Raw genomic sequence first — 15,197 nt, forward strand, 5'->3', positions numbered from 1 at the left:
GGGACCGACATCGACCCCGCCGCCCTCGCCGTCGCGGCGGAGAACGCCGCAAGGCTCGGGCTGGCCGAGCAGGCGGAGTTCCGCCGCCTCGACTGGACGGAGGGCCTCGCCGGCCGCTTCGACCTCGTCGTCTCCAACCCGCCCTACATCCCCGCCGCCGAGGTGGAGACGCTCGCGCCCGACGTGCGCGACTGGGAGCCGCGGCACGCGCTCACCGCCGGACCGACCGGCCTCGAGGCCTACCGGCGCATCGCAGCCGGCCTCGGCGCGGTGCTGGCGCCGGGCGGGCGGGCGCTCCTCGAGGTGGGCGCCGGGCAGGGCGCGGCCGTCGCCGCGCTCTTCCCGGGTGCCGTCGTCCACCCCGATCTGGACGGCCGCGACCGGGTCGTGGCGATATGCGGCTAATTGCTGCGGGTTTTTCGCTTGTCAGCGCCGCGCGAATGCTTATATCCTTTTATTGATCCCGCCACGATGTCCCAATTCCATCCGTGTGACGCCGGCGGGATCCGATACGTGCACTGACACACCCGGGGCGACGGACGGCTGCCGATGCGGCGGCGTGAAGCGCGTCCCCACAGCCACAATGGCGGAACTTCGCACCATATGAGACCATCGAACAAGCAGCGTTCCCGGAACAAGCCGGGCGGCAACGGCGGCCAGCACCAGCAGCGGCGCCCCAGCATGGGCAACATCATCAACCGCGTCTTCGAGAGCGCGGGGCCCGACGGCAAGGTGCGCGGCACGCCGCAGCAGATCATCGACAAGTACCAGCTGCTCGCCCGCGACGCCCAGCTCGCCGGCGACCGGGTGGCGGCGGAGAACTATCTCCAGCATGCCGAGCACTACAGCCGCCTGCTCGGCGACGCCCAGCGCCAGCAGCAGGAGGCCCGCTTCAACCAGGAGCGCGAGGAGAGCCAGCGCGCCGAGGAAGGCCAGCGCGAGGAGAACCGGCCGCAGCGCTTCGACGAGGGCTTCGAGCCGCAGCGCCGGCAGCCGGCGATGGCCCAGTCCGACGCCTCCGGGCTCGCGATGATCGAGCCCGACGATTCCTTCGACCTCGCCGGCCCGATCGAGACCCCCGAGGGGCGCCGGTCCGCGCCGCTCGAGCCCGTCCCCGCGGCGCCCCATTCAAGGTCGGAGCCGAGACCCGAGTCGAGATCCGAGTCGCGGCCCGCGCCGAGGCCCCAGCCGAGGCCCGAGCCCGAGCTCCGGCCCGAGCCGCACGCCAACGGCACCAGCGCCGCCGAGGCCCCAGCCGTCGCCGTGGGCGAGGAGCGGGTGGAGCTCGCCGAGCCGCAGGCGCAGCCCGCCAAGCGGCCGCGCCAACGCCGGCGCTCGAAGCCGGCCGAGGCGCCGGTCGAGGCGGCCCCGCAGGCCGACTGAGCCTCAGCGGGCGTCGACCAGCCGGGCGAGCCGGCAGAAGGCCTCGAGCGGGACCTGCTCCGCGCGCTCGGTCGGCGCGATTCCGGCCTCCGCCAGAAGCGCCGGCAGGTCCGGGCCGAGCGGCTTCAGGCTCGCGCGCAGCATCTTGCGCCGCTGGCCGAAGGCGAGCGCCACCACGCGCGACAGCGTCGCCGCGTTCGCGGGGAAACGCGGCGCCTCCAGCCGCTCCAGATGCACCACCGCGCTCGCCACCTTCGGCGGCGGCGTGAAGGCCCGGGCCGGCAGCTCGAAGGCGATCTTCGGCTCGGTCCGCCACTGCGCGAGGATCGAGAGCCGTCCGTAGGCCTTGCTGCCCGGCGCCGCCACGATCCGCTCGGCCACCTCCTTCTGGAACATGAGGGTGAGGCTCTGCCAGAAGGGCGGCCAGTCGGGCGGGGTCAGCCAGCGCACCAGCAGTTCGGTGCCGACGTTGTAGGGCAGGTTCGCCACCACCCGCACCGGCGGCGTGAGATGCGGCAGCGGATCGAGCGCCAGCGCGTCGCCCTCGAGCACGGTCAGCCGGCCCGGCCAGGCGGCGGCGATCTCGGCCAGCGCCGGCAGGCAGCGCCGGTCGCGCTCGACCGCGACGACATGCCGCGCCCCCTCGGCGAGCAGCGCGCGGGTCAGGCCGCCGGGACCGGGGCCGATCTCCAGCACGTCGCAGGCGGTCAGGTCGCCGGCGCGGCGGGCGATCCTGGCGGTGAGGTTGAGGTCGAGGAGAAAGTTCTGCCCGAGCGTCTTGCGCGCCGAGAGGCCATGCGCGGCGATGACCTCGCGAAGCGGCGGGAGGGGGTCCGGGCTCACCGCTCGACGATGATGGCGTCGCCGAGCAGCTCCTGCAGATAGCCCTGGCCGAAGCTCAGGATCCGCTCGCTGAACAGCCGCTGGCGCAGCTGCTCGCGCACCTCGGGATCGTTCGCGTCGATCGGCTGCGGCGGCACCTGCCTGATCGAGACGAGCTTGATGATCGCGACCCCGCCGGAGATCGGGATCGGCCGGGTGACCTGGCCCGGGCGCAGCAGCAGCACCTCCGAGCGGAAGGCCGGCGGCAGGTTGGTCGCGGCCACCGGTTCGAGCAGGCCGCCGTTCTCGGCCGAGGCGCTGCGGCTGTATTCGGCGGCGAGCGCGGCGAAGCTCGCGCCGCCCGCGAGCTGGCGGTAGAGCCGCTCGGCCAGCGCGTCGGTCTCGGGCGGGCCGAGCTCGGCGTAGGGAAGGGCGATTTCGGCCAGCGTCAGCACCTCCTGCGGCGTCCGCGAGGCGATCTCGAGTGCGGCGTCGAGGTCGGCCTCGGTCGGGCTCGCCCGGGCGCGGAAGCGCGTGCCGATCACGTCGCGCCAGAGCAGTCCCGACTCGACGAAGTCGTCCATGGTCTGCTGGTCGATGCCGCGCGCGTCGAGCGCGAGCTGCACGTCGTCCATGGTCAGCCCGCGGCCGGCGGCAAACTCCTCGATGCCGGCCTCGATCGCCCCCTCGGGCAGTTCGATCTGCATCTCCTCGGCCGCCTGCAGCTTCACCCGGTCCTCGGTCAGCTGCTGGACGGCGAGCTTGCGCAGGTCGCCGTTCGCCCCGAGCGCCTCGAGCAGCCTCATCCGCTGGTCGATGTCGTAGTTGGTGATCACCCCGTTGTTGACCATGATCGCCGGCGCGAAGGGGTTCTGCGCCAGGGCGGGGCCCGCCCCGGGGCCCGCCAGGGCAAGCGTCGCGACGACCAGCAGCAACCTCAGCATCCCAACTCCCTCTCGGCCATCGACAGCGCGCCTCAGGTTCCGCGCATGCAGACGCGCGCCGGCCAGTCTTCCTGCCCCTTCTCGCCGATGCCGGCCAGCCGGAGGCTGAAGCCGATCGAGGTCGAGGGCGGCACGTTATCCGATGAGGTGTAGCGGCGCGAGACGGAAAGGTCGAACTCGGCGCACTCGTTGCCATAGGTGATCCCCGCCCCGGCGCGCAGGTTGGAGTGGGAGGCGACGTCGTAGCGCCAGAGGCCGCGCAGCTCCCAGTTCGGGCGGACGCGGTAGCGGGCGTCGAGCGAGATCTCGCTCGTCTCGGGTTGCGGGCCGAACTCGGGGTCGCTGTCGTTCTCGGCCAGGTAGACGTAGGCCGCGCGCAGCGCGCCGAACTCGCCGTCGTAGGCGAGCGCGAACTCGTTGCGGCGGAAGCCGAGGCCGGTGTCGAAGAGCGCGCGGTTGATCGCGGTCAGCCCCCAGGCGAAGTCGACCGAGACGGCGGCCACATAGTCCGACCAGCGGCCGTCGAGGCCGGTGCCGGCGGCGAACTCGTCGACCGGATCGGCGCGCAGGACGCGCCCGAGGGTGAAGCCGGCCGACCAGCCGGCCGGATCCTGCCGGGTGTAGCTGATGCCGAGGTTGGCGCGGAGCCCGGTCTCCAGCCGGTCGAGCCCGGGGAAGCGGCTGAGGCCGAAGAGGTTCGTCTCGTCGAACTCGGGCAGGCGCGAATCCTCGTTCGGGATCTCGTCCTGGTCCTGCAGGGCGCGCGAATAGGCGACCTGCACGATCGGCTCGATGACGTGGGCGGCCGCGCCGGTCTGGCGCATCCAGGGCCAGCGCAGCTCGGCCGCGACGAGCGGTGCCGCCTGCAGCTCGAGCCCGTCGCCGATGCCGGGGTTGTCCCAGATCTGGTAGGCGTTGACCATCGCCTCGGCGATGCCCGAGGCGCGGATGCCGTGCGGCAGGCTCAGGTCGCGCTGCCAGTCGATCTCGCCGCCGGCGCGGAAGCTGTTGCCGCCCGCTTCGCGCAGCACGCCGAGCGAATTGAGCGACAGGCCGAGCCGTCCCGTCTCGCCCGGATAGCCGCGCAGCCGCCGGTAGGAGAAGCGCGGCAGCACGAAGGGCACGACCGCGGCATCGTCCACGTCGGCCAGGCTCTGGAAGGCGACGGTGCCGAGCTCGACATATTCCTCCGCCCGGCTGCGGCGGATGCGGGCGAAGCTGGTGAGCAGGTCGGTGTCGGAATAGTCGAACTGGGTGAGGAAGCTGTCGTCGGAGGCCGCCGCGAGGTCGAAGTCGGCGACGAAGTCGCGCGGCAGCGCGAAGTCGCCGGTGGTGTGGAAGGCGCCGCGCCCGAAGCCGCCGCCGTCCTCGAGCCCGTCGTCGATGGCGACGACGCCCCAGAAGTCGAAGCCGCCGCCGGCGAAGCGCTGCCGGTACTCCCCCTCGATCAGCGCCGCGCCGCCGGTGGTGACGAAGGGCGTCAGCGTCGCGTCGGCCGAGGAGCCGAGCACGTAGTAATAGGGCGTCTTGATGCCGAAGCCGTAGATGTCGGACTGCAGGAAGCGCGGCTCGAGGAAGCCCGAGGCCCGCTCCACTCCCGGCGCCGGGATCGAGAGCCGCGGCAGGAAGCCGACCGGCACCCCGAAGAGCTCGAGCCGGGCGTTCTCGAGGTAGATCCGCCGCTCGAGCTCGTCCTGGGTGATGCGCGAGGCGCGCAACGCCCAGGTCGGCGTCGGGTTCTCGGCGCAGACGGTGCAGGAGCTGGCGATCGTGCTGTAGAGCGTGTCATAGCGCCCGCCGGTGCGGCGGACCTCGGCGGCGGCCATCTGCATCTTGCCGGCGATGAGCAGCCGCGCGCTGGTGATGAGCCCCTCCTCGAGGTCGGGGGTGAGCGTCGCGCTCTCGGCCATCAGCACGCCCCCCGCCGGGTCGGTGAGGAGCAGCCCCCCCTCGGCGCGGACCTCGTTGCGCCCCTCGTCGTAGACGATCCGCTCCGCACGCAGCACCCGGCCCTGATAGAGCACCTCGACGTTGCCCGCCGCCGTCAGGATGCGCGACTCGCGGTCGTAGCTCACCTGGTCGGCGATCAGCCCGACCGGCGCCTCCTGCGCCCGCTGCGGGCCGGCGGGCAGGGCGACGCCGGCTGCGGCCAGCAGGAGCGCCGCGAGCGCCTTCCGCCCGCCCGCCATCAGCCGTCCTCCAGATGCAGGAGCAGGCCGACCGCGAGCAGGATCGCCGCCACCGGCGGCGTCCAGGCCGCGACCATCAGCGGGATCTGCCCGCGCCCGCCGAGCGACTCGGCGAAGTCCTTGAGGAAGTAGAGCGCGAAGCCGGCGAGCACGGCGAGCAGGATCATCACCCCGGTCTGCCCGAAGCGGGTGGGGCGGAGCGCGAAGGCCGCCCCGATCAGCACCATGGCGGCGAAGAGCGCCGGCTTGGCCAGCTCGCTCTGCAGGAAGAGCCGGTGGCGCAGCCCCGAAAAACCCGATTCCTCCATCTGTGAGATGAAGCGGCCGAGGTCCCAGAAGCCCACCGTCTCCGGCGGCGCGAAGCTCTCGAGGATCTCCTCGCTCGTCAGCGTCGTCGGCAGGTAGAGATCGCCGCCCGAGGCCGGCGTGCGGTTGAAGCTGCCGTCAGGGTCGAGCCGCCACTCGTAGGCCTCGGAGAGGTTCCAGGCCCCCGGCGTCAGCTTCGCCTCCGGCGCCTGGATGCGGGCGTTGAGCGTGCCGGCGTCGTCGAACCGGTGCATGGTGACGCCGGTCAGCACCGTTCCGTCGGCATTGGTCCGCATCGCCTGGATCACCGTCTGCCCGCCGGGATCGCCCTGCCGCAGCCAGACTCCCTCCTTGGAGAAGGAGAGCAGGCTGTCGCCGTCGCGGCCGAAGTCGTCGACCAGCGCCTGCCCGCGCTTGATCGAGGCGGCGACGAAGGGATTGACCGCCGCGACGAAGCCGACCCCGATCAGCAGCGCCGCGACCACCGGCACCGCGATGAGCCGCAGCGCCGAGATGCCGGCCGCCCGCATCACCACGAGCTCGCTGGTGCGGGCGAAGCGCAGGAAGGTGACGAGGCTCGCGAGCATCAGCACCAGCGGGAAGACCTGGTAGAGGATCTCCGGCGCCTGCAGCAGCGTCACGCGGATCACGTCGCCCGGGTTCGCGCCCGACTCGTCGTAGCGGCGCATGTTCTCGACCGCGGTAAAGAGGATGACGACGAGCGCGATCACCGCGAAGACGCCGAGCACGGCGCGCAGGAAGCTGCGCAGGATGTAGCGCCAGAGCGTCACGCCGCCGGCCCCGCCGCGGCGCCGCGCGCCATGCCCCGCGGCCGCCGCTCGCGGCTGAGCCGCACCAGCAGCACGGCGAGATAGAGAAGGCCGAGCAGCGCCGGCAGGTACATGAGCGGCCAGAGCTCCGCCCGCTCCTGCACCCGCGTCCGGGCGGCGAACATCAGCACCTGCAGGAGCGTCGCGATGGCGATCGCCACCACCACCCGCTTGCCGAAGCCGCTGCGCCGGTAGCCCCCGGCCAGCAGCGTCACCAGCGCGATCATCGGATAGATCGTGGCGAGGAGCGGCATGGTGAGCTTGTAGTGCCCTTCCGACACGAAGTCCGCCCGGTCGTAGCGGCCGGAGGCCAGCATCTCCGGCGTGGGCGAGAGCAGCGCGCGCACCGGATATTCCGACGGGCGCGGCACCCGCGCGCTCTCCTCGCGGATGAGGTCGGAGAGGTCGAAGACGAACTGGTCGAAGCTGACCGCGGTCAGCTGCTCGCCGCTCGCCCCGGCGGTCAGCGCCACCCCCTCCTGCATCACCAGCCGCGCCTCCATGTCCTCGCGCACGAGCAGCGCGCGGCGGGCGGAATAGGTGACCGCCCGCTCCGGGTCGCGCTGGTCATTGAGGAAGATGCCGGCCATCTCCCCCTCGCGGCTCGTGTCGGTGATGAAGAGCGTCAGGCCGGTCAGCGGGTGCAGGAACTGCCGCTCGACGATGAGCGCGTTGGCGAGGTCGGAGCGGATCTCGCGCGTGCGGTCGGCGAGGATCGCGCCGGACCGCGGCACGAGGACGGTGAGCACGATCGCCATGGCGAGCCCGATCAGCAGCCCGAAGAGCGCGACCGACCGGAGCATCGCCGCCGGCCCGAGCCCCGCGCCCATCATCACGATGAGCTCGCTGTCGGTATAGAGCTTGTTGAGCGCGTAGAGCGCCGCGCCCATGCCCGCGAGCGGCAGCACGATGACGAAGACCTGCGGCAGCACGAGCAGCGAGAACTCGAGGAAGATGGTTGCGTTCTGGCCGCTCGCGATCACCGTGTCGATCAGGCGCACCGCCTGCGTCAGCCAGATGACGCCGGTGAAGATGAGAACGAAGAAGCCGAGCGCCGCCACCAGCTGCCGCAGGATGTAGCGATCCAGTTGCGTCACGCTCGCCTCCGCGCGGTCTGCCGCCGCTGTCTGGTCAAGGCCCGGCAAAGACGCTAGGCCTTGGCGTCTGGCCCAATCTAAGGGAGAGCCCCGTGACCGCGCCACTGCAAACCGCCTTCGTCGCCGCGGAGCCGGAGAAAATCGCCCGGATCCCCGGCCGGCTCGTGGTCTTCGCCGACGAGGCGGGCACCCTCGACCCGCTGGCGCGGCGGGTGGACCGGCTGACGCGCGGCGCGCTCGGGCGGCTCCGGGCCGGCGCGGACTTCGCCCGGGCCAAGGCGGGCAGCGGCCACGTCCTCGCCTGGCCGGGCGGGCTCGCCGCCGAGGCGGTGCAGGTCGTGAAGCTGCCGAAGCGGCCCACGCCGGCCGAGGCGCGCCTCGCCGGGGCGGCGATCGCCGGCTTCAACGCCGGCGCGCCGCTCACCGTCCTCGCCGGCGGCCAGGCGCGGGTGGCCGAGGTGGCCCAGGGGCTCGCGCTCCGCGCCTACGCCTTCGAGACCTACCGCACCCCCGGGAAGGACACCCCCGCGCCCAACCGCTCCGTCGCCTTCCAGGTGCGCGACCCCGAGGCGGCCGCGGCCGCCTTCGCCCCGCTCGCCGCCCAGCTCGACGGGGTCTGCTTCACCCGCGACCTGGTCAGCGAGCCGGCGAACGTGCTTGGTACCGTCGAGTTCGCCCGGCGCCTGCTCGCGCTGAAGGAGCTCGGCATCGAGGTCGAGGTGCTCGACGAGCCCGAGCTCGAGTCGCTCGGCATGCGCACGCTCCTCGCCGTCGGCCAGGGCTCGGAGAGCCCGTCGAAGGTCGTGGTGATGCAGTGGCGCGGCGGCGGCGACGCGGCGCCCGTCGCCCTCGTCGGCAAGGGCGTCGTCTTCGACACCGGCGGCATCTCGATCAAGCCCGGCGCCGGCATGGAGGAGATGACGATGGACATGGGCGGCGCCGCGGTCGTCGCCGGCGTCATGCGCACCCTCGCGCTCCGCAAGGCGCCCGCCAACGTCGTCGGCCTGGTCGGCCTGGTCGAGAACATGCCCGACGGCAAGGCGCAGCGCCCGGGCGACGTGGTGCGCTCGATGAAGGGCGACACCGTCGAGGTCATCAACACCGACGCCGAGGGGCGGCTCGTGCTCGCCGACGTGCTCTGGTACGCGCAGGAGCGCTTCAAGCCGCGCGCCATGGTCGATCTCGCCACGCTGACCGGCGCCATCATCATCGCCCTCGGCCACGAGATGGCCGGCGTCTTCGCGAACGACGACAAGCTCGCCGACGCCTTCCTCGCCGCCGCGAAGGCGGAGGGCGAGGGCGCCTGGCGGATGCCGCTCGCGCCGGCCTTCGACGAGCTGCTGAAGAGCCGCATCGCCGACATGGCGAACGTCGGCGGCCGCCCGGCCGGGTCGGTGACGGCGGCGCAGTTCCTCCAGCGCTTCGTGAAGGAGGGGACGCCCTGGATGCATCTCGACATCGCCGGCGTCGCCTATCTCTCCAAGGACAGCGACCTCGCCCCCAAGGGGGCGACCGGCTGGGGGGTGCGCGCGCTCGACCGGCTGATCCGGGACGGCTACCAGGGCTGAGTCGGCGATGGCGGAGGTGCTCTTCTACCAGCTCACCGCCTCGCCGCTCGAGGCGAGCCTGCCCGAGCTCCTCGAGCGCTCGCTCGCCCGCGGCTGGCGCGTCCTGCTGCGCTGCGGCTCCGAGCAGGGGATGGCCGCGCTCGACGACCTGCTCTGGACCTTCGCCGACGCCTCCTTCCTGCCGCACGGCACCGCCCGCGCCGGCCACCCCGAGCTGCAGCCGATCTACCTGACCCTCGGCGAGGAGAATCCGAACGCGGCCAACGTGCTGATGCTCGTCGACCAGGCCCGCGCCGCCATCGCCGAGATGGCCCGCTTCGAGCGCACCTGCCTCCTCTTCGACGGCCAGGACCCCCGCGCGCTCGAGGCCGCCCGCGCCGACTGGCGCGCCGTCAAGGCCGCCGACCTCCCCGCCCGGTACTGGGCGCAGGAGCAGGGCCGCTGGGTGCAGAAGGCGGGCTGAGCCGGGCCCTCGCGCCAACTTGCGATTATGCGCGATGTGGATAACGCCGCACGGATTATCTTTCTTGATCAATGACATGTCGTCAGTCCGCACTATGCGGTCCGCGTGCGTGCACGGGAATGGCTGCGCCGCCCTGCCTTCCACGCCATGATCGGCGGCCTTAGAGCGGGATGATTTCAGAGCAAGGAGGTGCGGGAGCCGCTACTCGTCGTTCCGTTTGAGGGTGGACCGGATCGTGGATCGTGCGAGAATATCTGAAAAAAGCGTAACGACGACAATTACCTAACAGGAAAATTGGTGGAGCCAAGGGGGATCGAACCCCTGACCTCTTGCATGCCATGCAAGCGCTCTCCCAGCTGAGCTATGGCCCCGGGACGCGGCTGACCGCGCGCGCCGTCTTTAGGTTCCCGTCCCGGCCAGATCAAGAGCAAAATTCCGGGCGAAGGGTTCGCTTCAGCCCTCTTCCTCGTCCGAGGAGACGTCGGCGATCTCCTCGAGATCGACGTTGTCCTCCTCGTCCTCGAGGATCTCGTCGTCGAGGTCGTCGTCGGTGTCGATCCCCTCGTCGTCGGCGTCGATCTCGGGCAGGTCCTCTATGTCGACCGGCTCGGGCTTCACCTTCTCCGGTCGGAGCGTCTTGGCCTTGACCGCCGTGAGGCTCTCGAGCGTGAAACCGGCGCCGCAGATCGGGCACTGCATCGGATCGGCGCGCAGGTCATAGAATCGCCCCCCGCAGCTCGGGCAAATACGCTTAACGCCCCATTCATCCTTGGGCATCCCGTGTCCTCATCTCAGGGAATCGCGAAAATCGGGCGTCGCATGCCACGGGCGTTCAGATTTGTCAAAGAGTTTGCGATTAAGGATGCGTGACGGATGTGCGGCATTTTCGCTAAAAGGGGTTGATGCAGTGCAGCAGCGAGATCTAGGCTACCAAAGCCAACCTGAGACAAGAAGAAGGCCAGGGGCAGGAAATCGAGGGTAGCGAATGCTGTACCACGCGTACGAAATGACTCACGTCGCCTTCTCCCCGATGCGGGCGGCAGCTAGGGTAGGGCGCGAGGTCATGCGCAACCCGTTGAATCCCATGGCTTCCACTTACAGCTCAAGGGCGCTGTCGGCAGCTCTCGAGATGTTCATCAACGCCACCCGCCGCTATGCCAAGCCGATGTTCGGCATCGAGGAGGTCGAGGTTGATGGCGTCGCGACCCCGATCAGCGAGCAGGTGGTCTGGTCGGCGCCCTTCTGCAATCTCCTCCATTTCCAGCGCGGAAGCACGGCGGCATTGCGGCGCAACGATCCCAAGGTGCTCGTCATCGCGCCGATGTCGGGGCACTTTGCGACGCTGCTGCGCGGCACCGTGCGCGACCTGCTCCCCAATCACGAGGTCTACATCACGGACTGGACCGACGCGCGTGACGTGTCGTTGGCGTTCGGCGAGTTCGATCTCGACGATTACACCGACTACCTGATCGCGATGATCGAGCACCTGAGCCAGGACGGCGAGCGGATCGCGGTCATGGCGGTCTGCCAGCCCGGCATCCCGGCGATGGTGGCCTCGGCGCTGATGTCGATGCAGGGCAATTCGCGCCGCCCGGCCTCGCTGGTGCTGATGGGCTCGCCGATGGACGTGGCGCGCAACCCCAAGCAGCCGAACGAGCTGGCGCAGCAGCGCTCGCTCGCCTGGTTCGAGAACAACGTCGTGGTGCTGGTGCCCTGGCCGAAGCCAGGCTATTCGCGCCGGGTCTATCCCGGCTTCCTGCAGCTGACCGGCTTTCTCTCGATGAACCTCAACCGCCACGTCGACGCGCATGTCGAGCAGTTCCGCAAGCTCGTGCAGGGGGACGGCGACGGGGCGGAGCAGCACCGCGCCTTCTACGACGAGTATCTGGCGGTCATGGATCTCACGGCCGATTTCTACCTGCAGACGATCGACCGGGTGTTCCAGCGGCGGCTGCTCGCCAATGGCGCCTATCGGTATCGCGGGATGCCGATCGACACGGCGGCGGTCGGCGACATCGCGCTGATGACGATCGAAGGTGAGAAGGACGACATCACCGGGCTCGGCCAGACCGAGGCGGCGCACGACATGGTGCCGAATCTTCCTGACCATCGGCGCGTGCGGTTCGTGGCCGAGGGGGTCGGGCACTATGGCGTCTTCAACGGCTCGCGGTGGCGCACCGCGATCGAGCCGCAGGTGCGCGAGTTCATCCGGACGAATCGTCAGAGCCACTGACGGCGGCGGCGCGTCGTGGCGGAGGCGATCAGCATCGGCGATCCGGCGATCGAGGTACGTCTGCGCCGCAGCAGCCGGGCGCGGCGGATGGTGCTCCGGGTGGCGCATCCCGGGACCGGGCCGACGCTGACGCTGCCGCCGGGGGTGTCGGTTTCCCGTGCGCGGGATTTCCTCAACGACCATGAGGGCTGGCTCAGGCGGCATCTCGCCGCGCGCCCGCGGCCGGCGATGGTCGGCGAGGGTACGGTGCTGCCGTTCGGCGACCGGACGCTCACGATCTCCGCGGCTGCCGCTCGTGCGACGGTGCACCGGGACGGGGTCCTCGGGGTGCCGGGGCCGGCCGAGGGGCGGCCGGCGCGGGTTGCGGCCTGGCTGCGCGAGGAGGCGCGGCGGGCCTGCGCGACGGCGGTGGATCGCCATGCCGCGCAGCTGGGGGTGAGGCCGGGGCGGATCAGCATGCGCGATCCGCGCTCGCGCTGGGGGTCCTGCACGGCGGACGGGGATCTCATGTTCTCCTGGCGGCTGATCATGGCGCCTTCGGCGGTGCTCGACTATGTGGTGGCGCACGAGGTGGCGCATCTGGTCGAGCTCAACCACTCGCCGCGCTTCTGGGCGGTGGTTGCGCGGCTCTATCCGGAATACGAGGCGCCGCGGGAGTGGCTGCGGCGGCATGGGGCGGAGCTGCATGGGCTCGACTTCGGCGGCCGGGCGGCCGCCTGAGGCGGGGCGCGGGGCCGCGATGATCGACAGGGAGCGCCCGAGCGACTCGGCCCCTCCCGCCCACGAGCGGGTCTATCGCAGCCTGCGGGCGCGTATCATGCACGGGCAGATCGATCCGGGGGCGGCGCTGACGCTGCGCGGGCTGGCGGCCGAATACGGGGTCAGCATGACGCCGGCGCGGGAGGCGGTGCGGCGGCTGGTGGCGGAGGGGGCGCTGAAGCTGTCGGCCTCGGGGCGGGTCTCGACGCCGGAGCTCGCCAGCGAGCGGATCGAGGAGCTGGCGGCGCTCCGGGCGCTGATCGAGCCGGAGCTGGCCAGCCGGGCGCTGCCCAGGGCCTATGCGGCGCTGACCGACCGGATGGAGGCGATCAACGACATCATCGACGAGATGATCGTGAAGGGGGACGCCTCGGGCTATGTGCGGACCAACCTCGAGTTCCACCGGACGCTCTATCTGCGGGCGCAGGCGCCGGCGATGCTGGGGCTGATCGAGACGGTCTGGCTGCAGGCGGGGCCGACGATGCGGATGCTCTATGAGCGGCTGCAGCGGTGGCAGGCGAGCGACAACCACCGCAAGATCATCGCCGCGCTCCGGGCCGGGGACGAGCCCGGGCTGCGGCTGGCGATCCGGGTGGACGTGACCCAGGGCCTCAGGATGCTGATGGCGTGAGGGTGGGCACGGGTGGGCACGCGTGCCCACCCAGCAGGTTCATTGAAATTGCTGGGAAATCACCCGCCGCAGTAACCATTCCGCAATGAAGGTTAAGCGTGGATCGCGCCGTCGCCGCAGGCGAGCGCGGCCTCGCGGATCGCCTCGGAGCAGGTCGGATGGGCGTGGCAGGTGCGGGCGATGTCCTCGGCGGCGGCGCCGAACTCCATCGCGACGCAGACCTCGGCGATGAGCTCGCCCGCCTGCGGGCCGATGATGTGGGCGCCGAGGATGCGGTCGGTCGCCGCGTCCGCCAGGAGCTTCACGAAGCCGTCGCCCATGAAGTAGGACTTGGCCCGCGCGTTGCCCATGAAGGGGAACTTGCCGACCTTGTAGGCGCGGCCCTGGGCCTTGAGGCTCTCCTCGGTCTCGCCGACGGCGGCGACCTCGGGGGAGGTGTAGATGACGCCGGGGATGACGCCGTAGTTCACGTGGCCGTGCTGGCCGGCGATGGTCTCGGCGACGGCCATGCCCTCGTCCTCGGCCTTGTGGGCGAGCATCGGGCCGGGGGTGGCGTCGCCGATGGCCCAGATGCCGGGGACGTTGGTCTTCCAGTGCGAATCGACCTTCACCTGGCCGCGCTCGGTCAGCGCCACCCCGACGGCGTCGAGGCCGAGACCCTCGACGTAGGGACGGCGGCCGGTGGCGACGAGGACGATGTCGGCGTCGAGGGCGGCCTCGCTGTCGTCCTTGCGCAGCTTCCAGGTGACGCGGATGCCGTCCTTGCCCGGCTCGGCCGACTGGACGGCGGCGCCGAGGACGAACTTGAGGCCCTGCCTGGCAAGGCTCTTCTGCAGCGCCTTGCAGATCTCGAGGTCCATGCCGGGGGTGATCTGGTCGAGGAACTCGAGGACGGTGACCTCGGCGCCGAGCCGGGCGTAGACCGAGCCGAGCTCGAGGCCGATCACGCCGGCGCCGATCACGGCGAGACGCTTCGGGACCGCCGGAAGCTCGAGTGCGCCGGTGGAGGAGACGATTCGCTTCTCGTCGATGGTGACGCCCCGGAGCGGCGTCACCTCGGAGCCCGAGGCGATGACGATGTTCCTCGCCTTGTGGATGGCGTCGCCGACCTTGACCTCGCCGGGGGCCGTGATGCCGGCCCAGCCCTTCAGCCAGTCGACCTTGTTCTTCTTGAAGAGGAACTCGATGCCCTTGGTGTTCGATTCGACGGTCGACTGCTTGTAGGCCTGCATCTTCGGCACGTCGACGCTGGTCGCCCCGGCACCGACAAGGCCCATCTTCTCGAAGGTCTCGTGCGCCTCGTGGTAGAGCTCGGAGGCGTGCAGCAGCGCCTTCGACGGGATGCAGCCGATGTTGAGGCAGGTGCCGCCGAGGGTCTCGCGGCCCTCGACGCAGGCGACCTTGAGGCCGAGCTGGGCGCAGCGGATGGCGCAGACGTAGCCGCCGGGGCCGGCACCGATCACGATGACGTCGTAGTCAGCCATTTGTCTTTCACTCCTTGGGCCGGCGGCGGCCGGTCAGAACAGGGCCGCCAGGATCATGACGAGCGTGGCGCCGTAGCCGATGCTGAAGATGACCGAACGCCACGGCGTCCAGCCGAAGGCGTAGGCCGGGACGTAGAGGATGCGCATGGCGAGGTAGATCCAGGCGCAGGCGGCGGTGAGCGCGCTGGCGGACCCCGAGAGGATCACGACGACGACCGCGATGGTGAAGGAGACGAGCCCCTCGAAGTGGTTGTCGACGGCGCGCCGGAGGCGCCCGGTGAGGGGCGAGAAGTCGGCCGGCGTGTCGCGCGGGCCGGCGTTCCAGCCCGCCCCCACGTCGCGGTTCATCGCCGCCCCGGCCAGCGCGATCTGCACCGACTGGAGCAGCGCGGCGAGCGCGAGGGCGGCGAGCTCAGGCGTCATCGTGCGGCCGCTCAGAGGTCCATCAGGATGCGGCGGGGATCCTCGAGCGCCTCCTTGACGCGGAC

General features: G+C 71.0%; 15 protein-coding genes and 1 tRNA gene. 7 read left to right on the forward strand and 9 right to left on the reverse strand.

Annotated features, from left to right (window positions below; all coding sequences use genetic code 11):
• Together Q0112_RS11495 and Q0112_RS11500 are read left to right on the forward strand one after the other, a co-directional pair.
• A partial coding sequence (locus Q0112_RS11495; protein WP_297975428.1) for a methyltransferase occupies nucleotides 1-405 on the forward strand: 405 nt, incomplete at its 5' end.
• Between the two features lie 198 nt (nucleotides 406-603).
• Entirely contained in the window at nucleotides 604-1,383 is a 780-nt protein-coding gene (locus tag Q0112_RS11500; protein ID WP_297975430.1) for a DUF4167 domain-containing protein, read from the forward strand.
• A 3-nt stretch (nucleotides 1,384-1,386) separates the two neighbouring features.
• Here the strand turns inward: Q0112_RS11500 and rsmA are convergent, their stop codons facing one another.
• The 5 genes from rsmA to Q0112_RS11525 are packed head-to-tail and all read right to left on the reverse strand — an operon-like array spanning nucleotide 1,387 to nucleotide 7,571.
• Nucleotides 1,387-2,226 (reverse strand): 16S rRNA (adenine(1518)-N(6)/adenine(1519)-N(6))-dimethyltransferase RsmA, encoded by an 840-nt coding sequence (gene rsmA, locus Q0112_RS11505; protein WP_297975433.1) that lies wholly within the window; start codon nucleotides 2,224-2,226, stop codon nucleotides 1,387-1,389.
• Nucleotides 2,223-3,149 carry a peptidylprolyl isomerase gene (locus Q0112_RS11510; RefSeq protein WP_297975436.1) on the reverse strand — a complete coding sequence of 309 codons (927 nt, stop codon included), beginning with the start codon at nucleotides 3,147-3,149 and terminating at the stop codon, nucleotides 2,223-2,225. The genes rsmA and Q0112_RS11510 overlap by 4 nt, the downstream gene beginning before the upstream one ends.
• 32 nt (nucleotides 3,150-3,181) lie before the next feature.
• A complete protein-coding gene (locus Q0112_RS11515) occupies nucleotides 3,182-5,338 on the reverse strand; it encodes an LPS assembly protein LptD (protein ID WP_297975439.1) in 2,157 nt (718 codons plus the stop codon).
• Entirely contained in the window at nucleotides 5,338-6,435 is a 1,098-nt protein-coding gene (gene lptG, locus Q0112_RS11520; RefSeq protein WP_297975442.1) for an LPS export ABC transporter permease LptG, read from the reverse strand. The genes Q0112_RS11515 and lptG overlap by 1 nt, the downstream gene beginning before the upstream one ends.
• Nucleotides 6,432-7,571, reverse strand: coding sequence for an LptF/LptG family permease (locus Q0112_RS11525; RefSeq protein ID WP_297975445.1), 1,140 nt, complete (start codon nucleotides 7,569-7,571; stop codon nucleotides 6,432-6,434). The genes lptG and Q0112_RS11525 overlap by 4 nt, the downstream gene beginning before the upstream one ends.
• 92 nt (nucleotides 7,572-7,663) lie before the next feature.
• Here Q0112_RS11525 and Q0112_RS11530 point away from each other — a divergent pair, with 92 nt between their 5' ends.
• Both Q0112_RS11530 and Q0112_RS11535 read left to right on the forward strand, forming a co-directional pair.
• A complete protein-coding gene (locus tag Q0112_RS11530) occupies nucleotides 7,664-9,139 on the forward strand; it encodes a leucyl aminopeptidase (protein ID WP_297975448.1) in 1,476 nt (491 codons plus the stop codon).
• Between the two features lie 7 nt (nucleotides 9,140-9,146).
• Complete coding sequence (locus Q0112_RS11535) at nucleotides 9,147-9,602, forward strand: DNA polymerase III subunit chi (protein ID WP_297975450.1); 456 nt, start codon at nucleotides 9,147-9,149, stop codon at nucleotides 9,600-9,602.
• Between the two features lie 295 nt (nucleotides 9,603-9,897).
• On the opposite strand, the gene Q0112_RS11540 is transcribed toward Q0112_RS11535, so the two are convergent.
• Together Q0112_RS11540 and Q0112_RS11545 are read right to left on the reverse strand one after the other, a co-directional pair.
• A tRNA-Ala gene (locus Q0112_RS11540) sits at nucleotides 9,898-9,973 on the reverse strand.
• 82 nt (nucleotides 9,974-10,055) lie between these two features.
• Nucleotides 10,056-10,379, reverse strand: coding sequence for a TIGR02300 family protein (locus tag Q0112_RS11545; protein WP_297975453.1), 324 nt, complete (start codon nucleotides 10,377-10,379; stop codon nucleotides 10,056-10,058).
• A 208-nt stretch (nucleotides 10,380-10,587) separates the two neighbouring features.
• Between Q0112_RS11545 and Q0112_RS11550 the strand changes: the two genes are divergently transcribed.
• From Q0112_RS11550 to Q0112_RS11560, 3 genes are read left to right on the forward strand one after another with little or no spacing between them, the layout of a single operon-like run.
• Nucleotides 10,588-11,835, forward strand: coding sequence for a polyhydroxyalkanoate depolymerase (locus Q0112_RS11550; RefSeq protein WP_297975456.1), 1,248 nt, complete (start codon nucleotides 10,588-10,590; stop codon nucleotides 11,833-11,835).
• 15 nt (nucleotides 11,836-11,850) lie between these two features.
• A complete protein-coding gene (locus tag Q0112_RS11555; RefSeq protein ID WP_297975459.1) occupies nucleotides 11,851-12,555 on the forward strand; it encodes a M48 family metallopeptidase in 705 nt (234 codons plus the stop codon).
• 19 nt (nucleotides 12,556-12,574) lie between these two features.
• Entirely contained in the window at nucleotides 12,575-13,225 is a 651-nt protein-coding gene (locus Q0112_RS11560; RefSeq protein ID WP_297975462.1) for a GntR family transcriptional regulator, read from the forward strand.
• A gap of 92 nt (nucleotides 13,226-13,317) precedes the next feature.
• On the opposite strand, the gene lpdA is transcribed toward Q0112_RS11560, so the two are convergent.
• Both lpdA and Q0112_RS11570 read right to left on the reverse strand, forming a co-directional pair.
• Complete coding sequence (lpdA, locus tag Q0112_RS11565; RefSeq protein ID WP_297975465.1) at nucleotides 13,318-14,709, reverse strand: dihydrolipoyl dehydrogenase; 1,392 nt, start codon at nucleotides 14,707-14,709, stop codon at nucleotides 13,318-13,320.
• A 33-nt stretch (nucleotides 14,710-14,742) separates the two neighbouring features.
• Entirely contained in the window at nucleotides 14,743-15,132 is a 390-nt protein-coding gene (locus tag Q0112_RS11570) for an MAPEG family protein (protein ID WP_297975468.1), read from the reverse strand.
• Nucleotides 15,133-15,197 lie beyond the last annotated feature (65 nt).

It is taken from the genome of uncultured Amaricoccus sp. (genome assembly GCF_937858865.1).
Lineage (GTDB): Bacteria > Pseudomonadota > Alphaproteobacteria > Rhodobacterales > Rhodobacteraceae > Amaricoccus.

Excerpts from the sequence above, each read along its gene's own strand:
- Q0112_RS11535 (WP_297975450.1), top strand. The coding sequence starts at position 9,147 with ATGGCGGAGGTGCTCTTCTACCAGCTCACCGCCTCGCCGCTCGAGGCG.
- Q0112_RS11500 (WP_297975430.1), top strand. The coding sequence starts at position 604 with ATGAGACCATCGAACAAGCAGCGTTCCCGGAACAAGCCGGGCGGCAAC.
- Q0112_RS11550 (WP_297975456.1), top strand. The coding sequence starts at position 10,588 with ATGCTGTACCACGCGTACGAAATGACTCACGTCGCCTTCTCCCCGATG.
- lpdA (WP_297975465.1), bottom strand. The coding sequence starts at position 14,709 with ATGGCTGACTACGACGTCATCGTGATCGGTGCCGGCCCCGGCGGCTAC.
- Q0112_RS11560 (WP_297975462.1), top strand. The coding sequence starts at position 12,575 with ATGATCGACAGGGAGCGCCCGAGCGACTCGGCCCCTCCCGCCCACGAG.
- Q0112_RS11510 (WP_297975436.1), bottom strand. The coding sequence starts at position 3,149 with ATGCTGAGGTTGCTGCTGGTCGTCGCGACGCTTGCCCTGGCGGGCCCC.
- Q0112_RS11515 (WP_297975439.1), bottom strand. The coding sequence starts at position 5,338 with ATGGCGGGCGGGCGGAAGGCGCTCGCGGCGCTCCTGCTGGCCGCAGCC.
- Q0112_RS11545 (WP_297975453.1), bottom strand. The coding sequence starts at position 10,379 with ATGCCCAAGGATGAATGGGGCGTTAAGCGTATTTGCCCGAGCTGCGGG.
- Q0112_RS11570 (WP_297975468.1), bottom strand. The coding sequence starts at position 15,132 with ATGACGCCTGAGCTCGCCGCCCTCGCGCTCGCCGCGCTGCTCCAGTCG.